The organism is Mycobacterium sp. NGS45 (assembly GCF_059812645.1).
The window spans coordinates 23,285-37,538 of record NZ_JCALDB010000001.1 but is presented as its reverse complement, the minus strand read 5'-3'; the positions used below and the strand labels follow the sequence as shown (position 1 = coordinate 37,538).

The following is a 14,254-nucleotide window of genomic DNA, read 5'->3' as shown; positions in this document are numbered from 1 at the left end:
GTAGAGGGCCGCGGGGCGGCGCGCTAGAGCACCCGCGGACCGGGCGTGAACAGCACCGGCATTTCTTCCAGACCGCTGACGAAGTTCGCCGGCCGCAGCGGCAGCCGGGCCTCGTCGGCCAGCCGCAGGTCCGGCATCCGCTCGAGCACCCGCGACAGCATCAGCCGCAGTTCCAGCCGGGCCAGCTGGTTGCCCAAACAGAAATGGGTACCGAAACCAAAAGCCATGTGACTGTTCGGTTCCCGGTCGATACGGAACTCATCCGGGTCCTCGAACACCGACTCGTCGAAGTTGGCCGACTCGAACATCAGCATGATCTTCTCGCCGGCCTTCAGCTGGGTGCCGTGGAATTCGATGTCCTGGGTCAAGGTGCGGCACATGTTCTTCACCGGCGAGGTCCAGCGCAGCATCTCCTCGATGGCAGCGGGCAGCAAGCCCGGATCGGCCACCGCCGCATCCCACTGGTCGCGGTGCCGCAGCAATTGTTCGGTACCGCCGGACAGTGTGTGCCGGGTGGTCTCGTCGCCGCCGATCAGCAGCAGCAGGGTCTCCATCACGATCTCGTCGTCGGACATCTTGGCGCCGTCGACCTCGGCGTGTACCAGCACCGAGAACAGGTCGTCGGTCGGGTTGGCGCGCCGGTCGGCGATCACGCCCATGGTGAATTCGGTGTAGGCCGCGAAGGTGCCCATGATCTTGGTGATCATCGACTCGTCGAAATGCGAGCTCAAACCACACACCAGTTCGTCCGACCAGGTGAGCAGCATGTCGCGTTCCTCGGGCAGCACACCGAGCATGTCGCCGATCACCGCCATCGGCAGCGGCGCGGCTATGCTGCGAACGTAATCACATGCACCATCAGTGATTACGGAGTCGATCAAGGTGTCGCACAGTCGCTCGATCGCGGGCACTCGGTCCATCACCCGTTTGCGGGTGAAGCCGGAGTTGACCAGCTTGCGACGCAGCACATGCGCCGGATCGTCCATGTCGATCATGTACGGCATGCCGGGCTGATCCGGCCGGATACCACCGGTGGACGAGAACACCTCGGGATTGCGTTCGGCGTCCAGTACCGCCTGATAGCTGGTGGCCGCGGCCAATCCGTTGCGGTCCCGGAACACCGGCTGATGGGCCCGCATCCACTTGTACGCCTCGCGGGCACCTCCGTCGGCGTAGAACGTGCCGTCGGTCAGGTCGACATCAAGTACGGTGGCGGTCATCGCTGGGGCCTCCCGGGTCTAGAGCGAAATCTCTTGTGCGTCACCAAAAGTCATATCGACATTGGCCGCCGAACTGGAAACCATTGCCCGCTTCCGCAAGCCGAGCGCACGCAACTCGTCGGCATACGGATGGTCGCCGAGTTGCACCCGCACCCCGCCGGGCCGGTAGCGCACCCCCTGCAGCAGGGTGACGCCTTCGGTCCTGCGCAGCACGCCGTCGGAGTAGGAGAAGGTCGGGTAGATCTGCTCTCGGCCGCTCAGCGCCGACGGAATCACCAGTCCCGGCTTGAATTCCATGTCGATGATCCGCTTGCCGTCGACCGCGACGTTGAATCCGAAGGTGCGATGGTCGCGAATAGTGAAGTCTGCCATCACCTTCGGATAACCCCAGATCCGCCGGCCGGCCTCCAGGGTGAACGACTGGTCCACCGGGAGGTGATGCACGAAGGCCGCCGCGGCACCGAGCGCACGCGGCCCGTGCGCCGTCGACCCGGGCGGGTTGACCATCACGTTGGTGCCGTACTCGTAGTACTGGCCCAAATCGGTATCGATGTAGTGCATCAACATCAGCACCACCATGGCCCGGCCGGGCAGAAACCGACACACTTCGAGCCCGCTGTAGTCGATCATCGCCTGCGCGGCATCGGCGTCGACCGCGAACATCGCGGTGCGCTGGGTCGCGGTGCGGACCCGGACCGGCATGGTCAGCACGGTGCCCGCGACGGTGTGTGTGCTGACAGTGTCGGCCATCACACCAATCTATCCGGTTCTAGACAGATGGCAAGAAGTGTTCAGTGCCCGTCACACCAAGTCGGCGAGATCCTTGATCTGCTCGACCGAACGCGCGCCGACCACCATCATGGTGACCCCGGAGGCTTCCCACGCCGCGATCTGCTTGCGCACGTAATCGATGTCACCGACGATCGCGGCGTCGTCGACCAGTTCATCCGGAATCGCCTTGGCGGCTTGCTCCTTGCCGTCTTCACGGCCGGATCGGAACAGCGCGGTGACCTCGTCGACCACCTCGGCGTAACCCATCCGGCGGTAGACATCGGCGTGGAAGTTGGTGTCTTCAGCGCCCATGCCGCCCATGTAGAGCGCCAGGAACGGCTTGATCATGTCCAGCGCGGCGCGACGATCGTCGGTGACGACCACCTGCGCCGTCGCGCAGATCTCGAAGTCCGCCCGGGACCGGCGGGCCCCCGGCCGCGCAAAGCCCTCGTCGAGCCACTCGTTGTACATCGGTGCCAGCCGCGGGCTGTAGAAGATCGGCAGCCAGCCATCGCAGATCTCGGCGGCCAACGCGATGTTCTTCGGCCCCTCGGCGCCCAGCATGATCGGGATGTCGGCACGCAGCGGATGGGTGATCGGTTTGAGCGCCTTGCCCAGCCCGGTGGTGCCTTCGCCGCCCAGCGGCAGCGGGTAGTGCGGCCCAGCGCTGGTGACCGGGGCTTCGCGGGCCCAGACCTGACGGATGATGTCGACGTATTCGCGGGTGCGAGCCAGCGGTTTGGGGAACCGTTGGCCGTACCAACCCTCGACCACCTGTGGACCCGACACTCCCAGGCCCAAGATGTGCCGGCCACCGGAGAGATGATCCAAGGTCAGCGAGGCCATCGCGCACGCGGTCGGCGTGCGCGCCGAGAGCTGCACCACCGAGGTACCCAACCGCATCCGGCTGGTCTCCCGACCCCACCACGCCAGCGGCGTGAAGGCATCCGAGCCCCAGGCCTCGGCGGTGAAGACGGTGTCGAAACCGGCGTTCTCGGCCGCTGCCACGAGTTCGGCGTGGTTGCTGGGCGGCTGCGCAGCCCAGTATCCGAGCTGCAAACCGAGCTTCATTCTCCGCACCCCACGCTGGTATTCATCCGGTTCACCTCTCGACCCGTTGTTGCCACGATTCTTAGAACCTGTTCTACTCGATGTGTGACTGCCAGCCAAAGCCGCCCGGCCTCGATAGATCACCGCGAGCCGCCGCTTTCAGCTCCTTTGAAACTGTCTTTTGACTACACCCGTTCAGTAGGGCCGCTGCTCAGTCAGTTCTTCACCGCCCTACGCGACCGGCGAATCGTCGGCGTGCGCGGGACGGACGGGCGCGTGCATGTGCCACCCGCCGAGTATGACCCGGTGAGTTACCAGCCGTTGACCGAGGTGGTCCCGGTGGCCTCGGTGGGGACCGTGTTGTCCTGGACCTGGCAGCCTGAACCGCTGGAAGGCCAGCCGCTGGACCGGCCCTTCGCCTGGGCGTTGATCAAGTTGGACGGTGCGGACACCGCGCTGCTGCACGCGGTGGATGCGCCGGAAGGCTCGCTGAGCAGCGGGGCGCGGGTGCACGCGCACTGGGTCGACGAGCCGGTCGGTGCGATCACCGACATCGCCTACTTCGTGCCGGGCGAGACTCCCGAGGACGTCCCGGCCGCCGGCGACGACGACCGCGACCCGGTGACGATGCTGGTCAGTCCGTCCTCGGTCGAGATCCAGCACTCGGCTTCGCAGCCGGAGAGCGTGTACTTGCGCGCGCTGCGCGACGGCAAGCTGATCGGGGCGCGGACCGGGAAGGCCGGCAAGGTGTACTTCCCGCCCAAGGAAGCCGACCCGGCCACCGGTCTGGAGCTCACCGAGTTCGTCGAGTTGGCCGACACCGGCACCGTGACCACCTTCGCGATCATCAACATCCCGTTCGCCGGTCAGCGCATCAAACCGCCGTATGTGGCCGCCTATGTGCTGCTCGACGGCGCCGACATTCCGTTCCTGCATCTGGTCACCGACATCGACGCCGCCGAGGTCCGGATGGGCATGCGGGTGCAGGCGGTGTGGAAGCCCCAGGAGGAATGGGGTCTGGGCATCGACAACATCTCGCACTTCCGGCCGACCGGTGAGCCCGACGCCGACTACGACAGCTACAAGCACCACCTGTAAAGGGATCTGATGACTTCTCCAGATGTCGCCGTGGTCGGTTTCGCGCATGCCCCCCATGTGCGCACCACCGACGGCACCACCAACGGTGTCGAGATGTTGATGCCGTGCTTCCACCAGCTTTACGACGAGCTCGGGCTGCAGCAGACCGACATCGGTTTCTGGTGCTCGGGGTCTTCGGATTACCTTGCCGGCCGCGCGTTTTCGTTCATCTCCGCGATCGACTCGATCGGTGCGATTCCGCCGATCAACGAGTCGCACGTGGAGATGGACGCGGCCTGGGCGCTCTACGAGGCCTACATCAAAATCCTCACCGGCGAGGTGGACACCGCGCTGGTCTACGGCTTCGGCAAGTCCTCGGCGGGTGTGCTGCGCCGGGTGCTCGCCTTGCAGACCGACCCGTACACCGTCGCGCCGTTGTGGCCGGATGCGGTGTCGCTGGCCGGACTTCAGGCCCGCTTCGGACTCGACGCCGGCAAGTGGACCGCCGAGCAGATGGCCCAGGTGGCGTTGGATTCCTACGCCGCGGGTGGGCGCACGGACAAGGAAGAAGTCACCGGATCGATCGCGGACCTGCTGGAGCGACCGTTCTTCGCCGATCCGCTGCGCCGGCACGACATCGCGCCGATCGCCGACGGTGCCTCGGCGATCGTGCTGGCGGCTGGCGACCGAGCCCGCGAGTTGCGCGAAAACCCGGCCTGGATCACCGGTTTCGAGCACCGCATCGAAACTCCGATCCTGGGCGCGCGCGATCTCACGGTGTCGACGTCGACCGCGGCGTCGGCGCAGGCCGCCACCGGTGGTGACGTCAGCTCGATCGAGGTGGCCGAGATCTACGCCCCGTTCACCCACCAGCACCTGATCCTCACCGAGGCGATCGGCTTGGGCTCGGGCACCAAGGTCAACCCGTCGGGTGGCGCACTGGCGGCCAATCCGATGTTCTCGGCAGGGTTGGAACGCATCGGCTTCGCCGCCCAGCACATTTTCAACGGCTCGGCCGGCCGCGTGCTGGCTCATGCCACCAGTGGCGCAGCGCTGCAACAGAATCTGGTCGCGGTCTTGGAGGGCAAATAATGGCTAGCAAAGCTGCGGTCCTGGGTACCGGGCAGACCAAGTACGTCGCCAAGCGCCACGATGTGTCGATGAACGGCCTGGTCCGGGAGGCCATCGACCGGGCGCTGGCGGACTCCGGCTCGACGATGGCCGACATCGACGCCGTCGTCGTCGGCAAGGCACCGGACTTCTTCGAGGGCGTGATGATGCCCGAGTTGTTCATGGCCGATGCCACCGGCGCGACCAACAAGCCGCTGATCCGGGTGCACACCGCGGGCTCGGTGGGCGGTTCGACCGCGATCGTGGCGGCCAGCCTGGTGAAGTCCGGTAAGTACCGGCGCGTGCTCACCATGGCCTGGGAGAAGCAATCCGAGTCGAATGCCATGTGGGCGTTGAGCATTCCGGTGCCGTTCACCAAGCCGGTGGGCGCCGGCGCCGGTGGCTACTTCGCGCCGCACGTGCGGGCCTACATCCGGCGCTCGGGTGCGCCCGACCACATCGGTGCCATGGTCGCGGTCAAGGACCGACTCAACGGCTCCCGCAACCCGTTGGCGCACCTGCAGCAGGCCGACATCACCCTGGAGAAGGTGCTGGCCTCCCAGATGCTGTGGGACCCGATCCGCTTCGACGAGACCTGCCCGTCCTCGGACGGTGCCGCCGCGATGGTGATCGGCGACGAACAAGCCGCCGACGCCCGGGTGGCCGACGGACATCCGGTGGCCTGGATCCAGGCCACCGCACTGCGCACCGAACCGCTGGCCTACGCCGGTCGCGACCAGGTCAATCCGCAGGCCGGCCGGGACGCCGCGGCCGCACTGTGGCGGGCCGCCGGGATCACCAACCCGATCGAGGAGATCGACGTCGCCGAGGTGTACGTGCCGTTCTCCTGGTTCGAACCCATGTGGCTGGAGAACCTCGGCTTTGCCGCCGAAGGTGAAGGCTGGAAGCTCACCGAGGCCGGGGAGACCGCGATCGACGGCAAGATCCCGTTCAACCCATCCGGCGGCGTGCTGAGCTCCAACCCGATCGGCGCATCCGGGATGATCCGATTCGCCGAATCGGCCATCCAGGTGATGGGTAAGGCCGGCAAGCACCAGGTCGAGGGCGCCCGCAAGGCGCTCGGCCATGCCTACGGCGGCGGCGCGCAGTACTTCTCGATGTGGGTGGTTTCGTCGGACAAACCGGACGCCACCCAGTAGCGGGTGGACGGCCGTTTCGAGGAAAGCGGTCAGCCCTGGTGGCGCGCCCGCGCTTCGGCCACCTGGGGCGCCAGTTTCAGCACCACGTACACCAGTTCGCCGACGGCTTCGCAGACCTGGCGGCCGATGTCGGTGAGCGCGTACTCGGCGCGCGACCCCGTCGCCCGGCGCTCGACCAAGCCGTCCCGGACGAAGCGCTGCAGGGTCAGTGACAGCATCCGGTCGTTGATGTCGGCCACCTCCCGCTTGATCTGGCTGTAGCGCAGCGGCGCGTCGCGCAGTGCGGCCAGCACCGCCATCGCCCACACGCTGCCCACGGTCTCCAGTGCCTCGCGGATCGTGCCCGCGCCGTCGCACAGCTCCTTGACCGCGAGCGCCCGTCCAGGTCTCATCACCCATCGGTAGCACTATTCGAACCAGAGCACAAACACTCTGGAAATAAGAGTGATAGCGTCGGCGTTACACCCGGCATGACAGCAGCACACACCACCTCCGGCACCGGCCGCGTGGTCACCCTCGGCCGGCCCTGGCGCGGCGTCGGACCGTTCCTGTTCACCGCGCACCACGTCGACGCGTACCCGCGGGCCAACCCCGCGATGGGTCCGGCCAGCACCGACGCCGACGGCTGGAGCATGTACCATGGCAGTGAGGTACCCGGGTTCCCCGCGCACCCGCACCGCGGCTTCGAGACCATCACGATCGTCCGCCGCGGCTACGTCGACCACGCCGACTCGACCGGCGCGGGCGCCCGCTACGGCGCCGGCGACGTGCAATGGGTGACCGCCGGCCGCGGCGTCAGCCACTCGGAGATGTTCCCGCTTCTCGACGAGACCGCCGACAATCCCTTCGAGCTGTATCAGATCTGGCTGAACCTGCCGGCGCGCAACAAAGCCGCCGACCCGCAGTTCGCGATGCTGTGGCGCGAGCAGATCCCGGTGATCACCCAGCACAGCCCCGGCGGCACCGCACGGGTCACCGTGATCGCCGGCGACTTCGCGGGCACCCCGGCACCCGCACCGCCGACCGCGTCGTGGGCGGCCGAGTCCGGCGCCGATGTCGCGGTGTGGTTGATCGAACTCGAGCCGCACGCCTCGATCGAACTGCCCGCGGCGCGATCCGAGGCCACCGAACGGATGCTGTACGTGCACGGCGAGAACGGCTCGGTCACCATCGGGGCGATCCAGGTGGCCGAGGGCGCCGGGTTCCTGCAGACCGGCCACGGCCCGCTGCACGTGACGGCCGGGGACGCCCCGACCGTGGTCCTGCTGCTGCAGGGGGTCGGTATCGGCGAACCCGTCGCAGCGCAGGGACCGTTCGTGATGAACACCGAAGCCGAGATCGTCGAGGCCTACGCCGACTACCGTCGCGATCAGTTCGGCGGCTGGCCGTGGCCGAGTCCCGCACCGGTCTACCCGCGTACGACCACCCGGTTCGCACGCTACGGGGACGGCCGGATCGAGGTTCCGGAGCAGGCTGCGAACGGCCCACAGTGAGCCGAAGGTCACCGTCTGCGCGGCGGGCCGCGGCGATCCGCGCGGGTAGGTTGGATCGGGACGCCGCTCGGCGCCACCCTCCGTCCCCGACCTGATCTGCAGAATGCCCATACCGTTGCCCAAGGCCCCCGTTCCGACCCGTGCCCGACGCCGCCGCCCGCACCCCTGGGTCGTGGTCGCCGCCGCGTTCGCGCTCTCCGGCGCGCTCGGCGGCTGCGACGCCGGAACGGCCGGCCAGAGCGCCACGACGACTTCGCCGGCGGCCACCACCAGCAAGACCAGCGACACCGCGACCGGCGCCGCGCCGAGCACGACCGGCGAGGCAGCCGAGGCCGACTACGCCCGACTGCTGGTGCAGGCCGCCGATCTCAGCGACGACCAGGACACCTTCGTGTCCATGTCCTCGACCAGCGATCCGAACGGCGTGCCGGGAGCCAGCACGCTCTACGTCAACGCCGACGACACCCGGGCCATCTCGGCCACCGTCGCGGTGTACCCGGACGCGGCCACCGCCGCTTCGACGCTGCGCGAAGCCGTCGCCAAGTCCGACAAGGTGGTCGCGTCCGATGAGCCGGCACCGCTTTCGGTCGGCACCGACGGCACCGTGCTGCGGGGCACCTCGCCGGACGGCGGCAAGGCGGTGACGTTGGTGCTGTTCAGCCAGGGTCCGGCGCTGGCGCGGCTGGAGTTCAACAGCGTGCCCGAGGATCCGGCCACCGAACAGTTCGTCACCAGTGTGGCCAAGATGCAGGAGATCGCGCTGCGGGTCGGGCTGGGCGCGCAGTAGCGCACCCGCGAAGGACCTAAGTCACTCATCCGGGCAGGTAAACCGGTTTGCGTTGCGCCCCCAGCGGGTAAAACTGTAACGTGTTCTAGTTAGAGAGCTTGGACGAAAGGCGCGAAGTGACGACTGACTCAGCCCCCAGCGGCATTCGCGAAATCGACACCGGCGCCCTGCCGGATCGATACGCACGTGGTTGGCACTGCCTGGGACCCGTGCAGAACTTCCGGGATGGCAAGCCGCATGGCGTCGAGATCTTCGGCACCAAGCTGGTGGTCTTCGCCGATTCAGCCGGCGATCTGAAGATTCTGGACGGCTACTGCCGGCACATGGGCGGCAACCTGTCCCAGGGCACCATCAAGGGCGACGAAGTGGCCTGCCCGTTCCATGATTGGCGCTGGGGCGGTGACGGCAAGTGCAAGCTGGTGCCCTACGCCAAGCGCACTCCGCGCCTGGCCCGCACCCGCGCCTGGCATACCGATGTGCGCGGCGGTCTGCTGTTCGTCTGGCACGACCACGAGGGCAACCCACCCCAGGAAGAAGTCCGGATCCCGGAGATCCCGGAGTGGTCCAGCGGCGAGTGGACCGACTGGAAGTGGAACAGCCTGTTGATCGAGGGCAGCAACTGCCGCGAGATCATCGACAACGTCACCGACATGGCGCACTTCTTCTACATCCACTACGGGCTGCCGACCTACTTCAAGAACGTCTTCGAGGGCCACATCGCCAGCCAGTACCTGCACAACGTGGGCCGACCCGACGTCAACGACATGGGCACCGCGTACGGCGAGGCCAGCCTGGACTCCGAGGCCAGCTACTTCGGCCCGTCCTTCATGATCAACTGGCTGCACAACAAGTACGGCGACTTCAAGGCCGAATCGATCCTGATCAACTGCCACTACCCGGTCACCCAGGATTCGTTCATGCTGCAGTGGGGTGTGATCGTGGAGAAGCCCAAGGGCCTCGACGACGCCACCACCGAGAAGCTGGCCGACGCGTTCACCGACGGCGTGAGCAAGGGCTTCCTGCAGGACGTCGAGATCTGGAAGCACAAGACCCGGATCGACAATCCGCTGTTGGTCGAAGAGGACGGCGCGGTGTACCAGATGCGCCGGTGGTACCAGCAGTTCTACGTCGACGTCGCCGATGTCACGCCGGAGATGACCGACCGCTTCGAGCTCGAGGTCGACACCACGGCCGCGGTCGAGAAGTGGAATGTCGAAGTCGAGGAAAACCTGCGCAAGCAGGCCGAGTCGAAGGAACAGCAGCCCGCGACATGACCGCCCGCAAGGAGTCGCCGGACATCGACCGGGTAGCCCGGTCGATGCTGCTCCTGCACGGCGGTCACGACGACGACGATCACCAGCACCCCGGCGTGGACGGTTCCGGTGGCGGATCCTGGCGTAAGGCACCCGATTTCGCTTCCGATCCCGAGCGCGCCGCAGCCGTGCGGGCGGCCACCCAGGCCGACAAGGACCGCTACCTGAATTCCGGTCTGACCCCGGTGGACTGCCGGTTCTGTCACGCCACGGTCGCGGTCAAGAAGCTCGGTCCGGAATACACTGCCGTGCAATGGAACACCGAGGCTTCGCAACGCTGCGCCTATTTCGCCGAACTGCGCGAACAGGGCGGCAGCAGCAGTCGCAGCCCGTCCTGCCCGCGACTGTCCGACAGCATCAAGCACGCCGTGGCCGAGGGCTGCCTGGAGGCAGTGTCGAGTGCACCTTCCCCCGGTGATGGCTGACCAAAGTCGCTCGAGGACGTTGCCGTGACGACCCAGCAGCGCCTGGGCCCACTTGAGATCCTGAGCTTCGAAACCGGTGTGGTGCGCACCAATTGCTATCTGCTGTACCGGCATGATGACCGCGAGGCGCTGGTGATCGATCCCGGCGACGGCGCCTCGGTGCGATTGGACCGGCTGCTGCGCGAGCACCGCCTGGCGCCGCGGGCAGTGGTGGTGACCCACGGTCACCTGGACCATGTGTGGAGCGCCCAACGGTTCGCCGACCGGCATGAGATCCCGGTCTACGTGCACCATGAGGACCGTGCGATGCTGCGTAACCCGCTGCGCGGGGTGGGCCCGCGGGTGGCACAGCGGTTGGTCAGTGTGCTGTGCTCGGATCCCGATCAGGTGATCGAACTGGCCGGCGGTGAGCAGTTGACGGTGTCTGGGCTCTCGGTTGCGGTCGACCACACCCCCGGCCACACTCCGGGGTCGATCTCACTGCGGATCACCGGCGGGGATCATCCCGGCGTGGTGTTCACCGGTGACACCCTGTTCGCCGGGACCGTCGGGCGCACCGACCTAGGCGGTGGCAGCGGCAATCACCTTCTGGGATCGATTATCTCGAAGCTGCTGGTGCTCGACGACCGAACCTTGGTGCTGCCCGGGCACGGTCCGCGGACCACAATCGGCGACGAGCGCCGCAGCAATCCGTTCTTGCAGCCCTGACTGTCTCACAGCCCGGCGAAACGTTCCCGGACCTGCTCCTCGGTCAACCCGTAGTCGGCCAACGAATAGTGGTGCTTGGGCGCGCGCGGGCCCTGCTGGCTCGCGGTGTGCAGCTCGGTCATGGCTTGGCGCGCCGCGTCGGTCAACTCGAGACCGAAGTGGCCGTAGATGCCGGCGACCGTGCCGATCGGATCGGCGACGAAGTCGCGGTAATCAACGTCGCAGAACTGCGCCGGGTCATGCTCGACCCGTTCGGCGTTGAACAATTCCAGGCCGCGGCCCCAGGTATCGAGAGCGTCGGCACCGATTTGCGCGCCGACGAACGAGTTCGACCAGCCCGCGGTGGTGTGCGCCGACAGCGAGCACATCGATGCGATCAGGGTCTCGGCCGGCCGATGGCACTGCACCACCAGTGCGTCCGGGTAGGCGGCCATCAGTGCATCGAGCGCGAACAGATGACTGGGGTTCTTGAGCACCCAGCGCTTGCCGATATCGTTGAGACCGATCAGCTGCAGATTCTTGCGATACCGCTGATACGGTGCGGTCCAGTCTTGTTCGGATAGCCAGCGGGCATAGCTGGGAATGTGCGCCAGCGTCTCGTAGGACACCGAATGCAGCGACTGCCGCAGCAGCTGCCAACACTCCTCGACCTCGTCGGCGGTCATGAAGTGCAGACCCATGTACTCCGGATTCTCGTTGTGCGCGTTGGCGAATTGCGCGTCGAGTTGCTGGAAGACCGGGTTGTCGGCCCAGGTTTCGCGCGGCGGCCGGGGCTGCGGGAACTCGGCCAGCCACAACTCCAGGCCCTGATGCATCGGGTCGGCGGTGAGTAAGCGGTGCAGCGCGGTGGTGCCGGTGCGGGGCAGGCCGGTGACAAAGATCGGCTTCTCGATGACGACGTCGGCGTGCTGCGGGTACTGCTTCCAGGCCGCCTCGCTGACCAGTCGGGCGACCAGCGCGTTGCGCAGGAAGAACCGCGACATCTTGCTGCCGAACTCGGTCAGATCGGCCTCGCGCTGATACGAATCCAGCAGCACGCCAAGGGCTTCGCGGTAGTTGTCGTCGTCGGAACCGAAATCGGTCAAGCCGCACGCCTTGGTCGCCGAGGCGTGTAGATCATCGACCGTGCCGACGTCAACTCGTGCGCTCATGCCTTGTACTCCCCGCAGTTCACATCCAGCGACTGCCCGGTGATGCCGCTGGCCAGGTCGCTGACCAGGAACAGAATCGCCGAGGCAACCTCGTCTTCGGTGGGCAGGCGCTTCAGGTCGGATGCAGCCGCAGCTGCGGCGTAGATGTCGTCGACCGTGCTGCCGTACTTGTTGGCCTGGTGCGCGAAGTAGCCCTCCAGGGTGCTGCCCCAGATATAGCCCGGCAGCACCGAATTCACCCGGATTCCGCGGTCACCGAGTTCGGTGGCCAGGGTCTGCGACATCGACAGCAGGGCAGACTTGGCCAACTTGTAGGCGCCGTACTTGGCCTGGGAATGCCGCAGCACCATCGAGTTCACGTTCACCACCGCACCGTGGGACTCGGCGAGTGCCGCGGTGAAGCCCTGGACCACCCGCAGCGCACCGAACACCGTCAGCTCGACGGCGTCGCGGATGTGCTCGAAGGAGGTCTCGGCGAACGGCTTCATGGAAGGCACCCGAAACGCGTTGTTGATGACCGCGTCCACCTTGCCGAAGGCCGCCAACGACTCCTGCACCAGGCGATCGACCTGAGTGTCATCGGTGATGTCGGCGCCGACCGCGACCGCGCGCCGGCCCAACTGACCCACCTGCGCGGCGACGTCTTCGAGCCGTTCGGTGCTGCGCGCGGCCAACACCACGTCGGCGCCCGCTTGTGCGCAGCGACGCGCCAAGGTGCTGCCCAGTCCTGGGCCGACCCCACTGATGACGACGACCTTGTCCTGCAACATTCCCTCGCCAAGCATGGTCAACCCACCATCCGTTGCTGGATCTGCTGTTGCCGCAGCGCGATCCGCTGCTGCCACTGCTGTCCGGAGATCTTGTTGGAGTCGTAGAAGGGCAGCACGTCGGGCACCCGGTCGACCGGGACGACTTCGACCACGGGCCCGTCGGCCTCGGTCAGGGCGCGCGACAGCCGCTGCCAGCGGAACTGCAGGTAGCCCTTGGCGTGACCCAGGGTTTCACACCAGTTGGTCACCCCCGGGTTGGCGTCGCAGACCACGATCCGGATCTTGTCGTCCGGATCCGCTTGTGCCTGAGTGCCGTTCAGCGACGTCTGGTGGTTGATGTAATCCAGCGAGATGTACCACAGGCTGCCGAGCTGGAAACCTAGGTAGGGGGCGTCGCTGACCGGCAGCGTGATGATCATGGCCTGGTCGCCGGCCAGGTCGAAGTGCCCGACCGACGAATACTGGGTGGCCAATCCACCGGGCGTCAGCCGGGGCGCCACCATGGTGTTGACCGGCAGCGTGTCGTAGAACCACTGCGGGAATTGCAGCCAAGTCTTGACCCGCTGCACCAGTTGCTTGCCGGCGACGGCGTAGCGCTTCTCGATCAGGTCCTTGGTCAACGGCGCCGGCGCGGTGCCGGCGGTGTCGGTGCGCGCGACGGTGACGAAGCCACGCTGCGCCGACCAGTCGTTGTAGACCTCGCGGATGAGCAATTGCGACGGACTACTCGGGGTGACGCGCCATTCGAAGCTGCCGTCCTCGGCGACGTCGAGTTCACGGTCGTCGAACGCGGCCTGGCTGGCCGGCACATTGTCGTCGGTGTACTCACCGCCGAGCAACTGGAAGCTGAGGTCGGTGGTGCTGCCTCGCCGGCCGGTGACCACGTATTCATGCCCGGCCTGTACCCGGGTTCCGAAGTACAGGGTGTCCGGGTTGTCCAAACCCATCTTGGTGAACGGACCGGTCCCGGACTGCAGGAACGGATGGTCCCGTTCGTAGTCGAACGCGAGGTGCAGACAGCCGGAGATGCACCCGGCGAGGTACTGCAGGCCTTCGAACAGATCGGCTTCCGACTCGATGAACGGCGCGGCGGAGACCAACCGCTCGGCTTCGGTGATGGCGTCGCGCAGAGGTTCGGAGTACACGCATCGAAACTAGAACGCGTTCTTATGAGAGTCAATACTCGACCACTGCGTTCCATATATCGACCGCATTGTCT

At 66.6% G+C, this 14,254-nt stretch carries 15 protein-coding genes; 8 read left to right on the top strand and 7 right to left on the bottom strand.

Annotated features, from left to right (window positions below; genetic code table 11):
* Positions 1-23: 23 nt before the first annotated feature.
* The 3 genes from AC5Y3P_RS00135 to AC5Y3P_RS00125 are packed head-to-tail and all read right to left on the bottom strand — an operon-like array spanning position 24 to position 3,062.
* A complete protein-coding gene (locus tag AC5Y3P_RS00135) occupies positions 24-1,220 on the bottom strand; it encodes a cytochrome P450 (RefSeq protein WP_500043865.1) in 1,197 nt (398 codons plus the stop codon).
* A gap of 18 nt (positions 1,221-1,238) precedes the next feature.
* Entirely contained in the window at positions 1,239-1,970 is a 732-nt protein-coding gene (locus tag AC5Y3P_RS00130) for an acetoacetate decarboxylase family protein (protein WP_500043864.1), read from the bottom strand.
* Between the two features lie 51 nt (positions 1,971-2,021).
* Complete coding sequence (locus AC5Y3P_RS00125; protein WP_500043863.1) at positions 2,022-3,062, bottom strand: LLM class F420-dependent oxidoreductase; 1,041 nt, start codon at positions 3,060-3,062, stop codon at positions 2,022-2,024.
* A gap of 84 nt (positions 3,063-3,146) precedes the next feature.
* Here AC5Y3P_RS00125 and AC5Y3P_RS00120 point away from each other — a divergent pair, with 84 nt between their 5' ends.
* The 3 genes from AC5Y3P_RS00120 to AC5Y3P_RS00110 are packed head-to-tail and all read left to right on the top strand — an operon-like array spanning position 3,147 to position 6,388.
* Positions 3,147-4,139: a Zn-ribbon domain-containing OB-fold protein gene (locus tag AC5Y3P_RS00120; protein WP_500043862.1), complete on the top strand. Its 993-nt coding sequence runs from the start codon at positions 3,147-3,149 to the stop codon at positions 4,137-4,139.
* A gap of 9 nt (positions 4,140-4,148) precedes the next feature.
* Positions 4,149-5,210, top strand: coding sequence for a thiolase family protein (locus AC5Y3P_RS00115; RefSeq protein WP_500043861.1), 1,062 nt, complete (start codon positions 4,149-4,151; stop codon positions 5,208-5,210).
* Positions 5,210-6,388 (top strand): thiolase family protein, encoded by a 1,179-nt coding sequence (locus AC5Y3P_RS00110; RefSeq protein WP_500043860.1) that lies wholly within the window; start codon positions 5,210-5,212, stop codon positions 6,386-6,388. The genes AC5Y3P_RS00115 and AC5Y3P_RS00110 overlap by 1 nt, the downstream gene beginning before the upstream one ends.
* Positions 6,389-6,417: 29 nt before the next feature.
* Here AC5Y3P_RS00110 and AC5Y3P_RS00105 read toward each other — a convergent pair whose 3' ends face one another.
* Positions 6,418-6,780 carry a winged helix-turn-helix transcriptional regulator gene (locus AC5Y3P_RS00105; protein WP_500043859.1) on the bottom strand — a complete coding sequence of 121 codons (363 nt, stop codon included), beginning with the start codon at positions 6,778-6,780 and terminating at the stop codon, positions 6,418-6,420.
* Positions 6,781-6,858: 78 nt separating this feature from the next.
* Between AC5Y3P_RS00105 and AC5Y3P_RS00100 the strand changes: the two genes are divergently transcribed.
* From AC5Y3P_RS00100 to AC5Y3P_RS00080, 5 genes are all read left to right on the top strand, one after another.
* Positions 6,859-7,881 (top strand): pirin family protein, encoded by a 1,023-nt coding sequence (locus tag AC5Y3P_RS00100; protein WP_500043858.1) that lies wholly within the window; start codon positions 6,859-6,861, stop codon positions 7,879-7,881.
* A 103-nt stretch (positions 7,882-7,984) separates the two neighbouring features.
* Entirely contained in the window at positions 7,985-8,668 is a 684-nt protein-coding gene (locus AC5Y3P_RS00095) for a hypothetical protein (protein WP_500043857.1), read from the top strand.
* Positions 8,669-8,784: 116 nt separating this feature from the next.
* Positions 8,785-9,942, top strand: a complete 1,158-nt coding sequence (locus tag AC5Y3P_RS00090) for a 3-ketosteroid-9-alpha-monooxygenase, oxygenase component (RefSeq protein ID WP_500043856.1) — start codon at positions 8,785-8,787, stop codon at positions 9,940-9,942.
* The gene (locus tag AC5Y3P_RS00085) at positions 9,939-10,406 is read left to right on the top strand and encodes a hypothetical protein (RefSeq protein WP_500043855.1); all 468 of its coding nucleotides are present in this window, start codon (positions 9,939-9,941) and stop codon (positions 10,404-10,406) included. Before AC5Y3P_RS00090 ends, AC5Y3P_RS00085 begins: the two co-directional genes overlap by 4 nt.
* Positions 10,407-10,430: 24 nt before the next feature.
* A complete protein-coding gene (locus AC5Y3P_RS00080; RefSeq protein WP_500043854.1) occupies positions 10,431-11,114 on the top strand; it encodes an MBL fold metallo-hydrolase in 684 nt (227 codons plus the stop codon).
* A 5-nt stretch (positions 11,115-11,119) separates the two neighbouring features.
* On the opposite strand, the gene AC5Y3P_RS00075 is transcribed toward AC5Y3P_RS00080, so the two are convergent.
* The 3 genes from AC5Y3P_RS00075 to AC5Y3P_RS00065 are packed head-to-tail and all read right to left on the bottom strand — an operon-like array spanning position 11,120 to position 14,180.
* Positions 11,120-12,265, bottom strand: a complete 1,146-nt coding sequence (locus AC5Y3P_RS00075) for a sulfotransferase family protein (protein ID WP_500043853.1) — start codon at positions 12,263-12,265, stop codon at positions 11,120-11,122.
* Positions 12,262-13,050 (bottom strand): SDR family oxidoreductase, encoded by a 789-nt coding sequence (locus AC5Y3P_RS00070; protein WP_500043852.1) that lies wholly within the window; start codon positions 13,048-13,050, stop codon positions 12,262-12,264. Before AC5Y3P_RS00070 ends, AC5Y3P_RS00075 begins: the two co-directional genes overlap by 4 nt.
* A gap of 2 nt (positions 13,051-13,052) precedes the next feature.
* Complete coding sequence (locus AC5Y3P_RS00065; RefSeq protein WP_500043851.1) at positions 13,053-14,180, bottom strand: hypothetical protein; 1,128 nt, start codon at positions 14,178-14,180, stop codon at positions 13,053-13,055.
* Positions 14,181-14,254 lie beyond the last annotated feature (74 nt).

Coding starts and splice junctions, on each gene's coding strand:
- AC5Y3P_RS00105 (WP_500043859.1), bottom strand. CDS start 6,780: ATGAGACCTGGACGGGCGCTCGCGGTCAAGGAGCTGTGCGACGGCGCG.
- AC5Y3P_RS00135 (WP_500043865.1), bottom strand. CDS start 1,220: ATGACCGCCACCGTACTTGATGTCGACCTGACCGACGGCACGTTCTAC.
- AC5Y3P_RS00110 (WP_500043860.1), top strand. CDS start 5,210: ATGGCTAGCAAAGCTGCGGTCCTGGGTACCGGGCAGACCAAGTACGTC.
- AC5Y3P_RS00070 (WP_500043852.1), bottom strand. CDS start 13,050: ATGCTTGGCGAGGGAATGTTGCAGGACAAGGTCGTCGTCATCAGTGGG.
- AC5Y3P_RS00100 (WP_500043858.1), top strand. CDS start 6,859: ATGACAGCAGCACACACCACCTCCGGCACCGGCCGCGTGGTCACCCTC.
- AC5Y3P_RS00115 (WP_500043861.1), top strand. CDS start 4,149: ATGACTTCTCCAGATGTCGCCGTGGTCGGTTTCGCGCATGCCCCCCAT.
- AC5Y3P_RS00130 (WP_500043864.1), bottom strand. CDS start 1,970: ATGGCCGACACTGTCAGCACACACACCGTCGCGGGCACCGTGCTGACC.
- AC5Y3P_RS00085 (WP_500043855.1), top strand. CDS start 9,939: ATGACCGCCCGCAAGGAGTCGCCGGACATCGACCGGGTAGCCCGGTCG.
- AC5Y3P_RS00125 (WP_500043863.1), bottom strand. CDS start 3,062: ATGAAGCTCGGTTTGCAGCTCGGATACTGGGCTGCGCAGCCGCCCAGC.
- AC5Y3P_RS00075 (WP_500043853.1), bottom strand. CDS start 12,265: ATGAGCGCACGAGTTGACGTCGGCACGGTCGATGATCTACACGCCTCG.
- AC5Y3P_RS00095 (WP_500043857.1), top strand. CDS start 7,985: ATGCCCATACCGTTGCCCAAGGCCCCCGTTCCGACCCGTGCCCGACGC.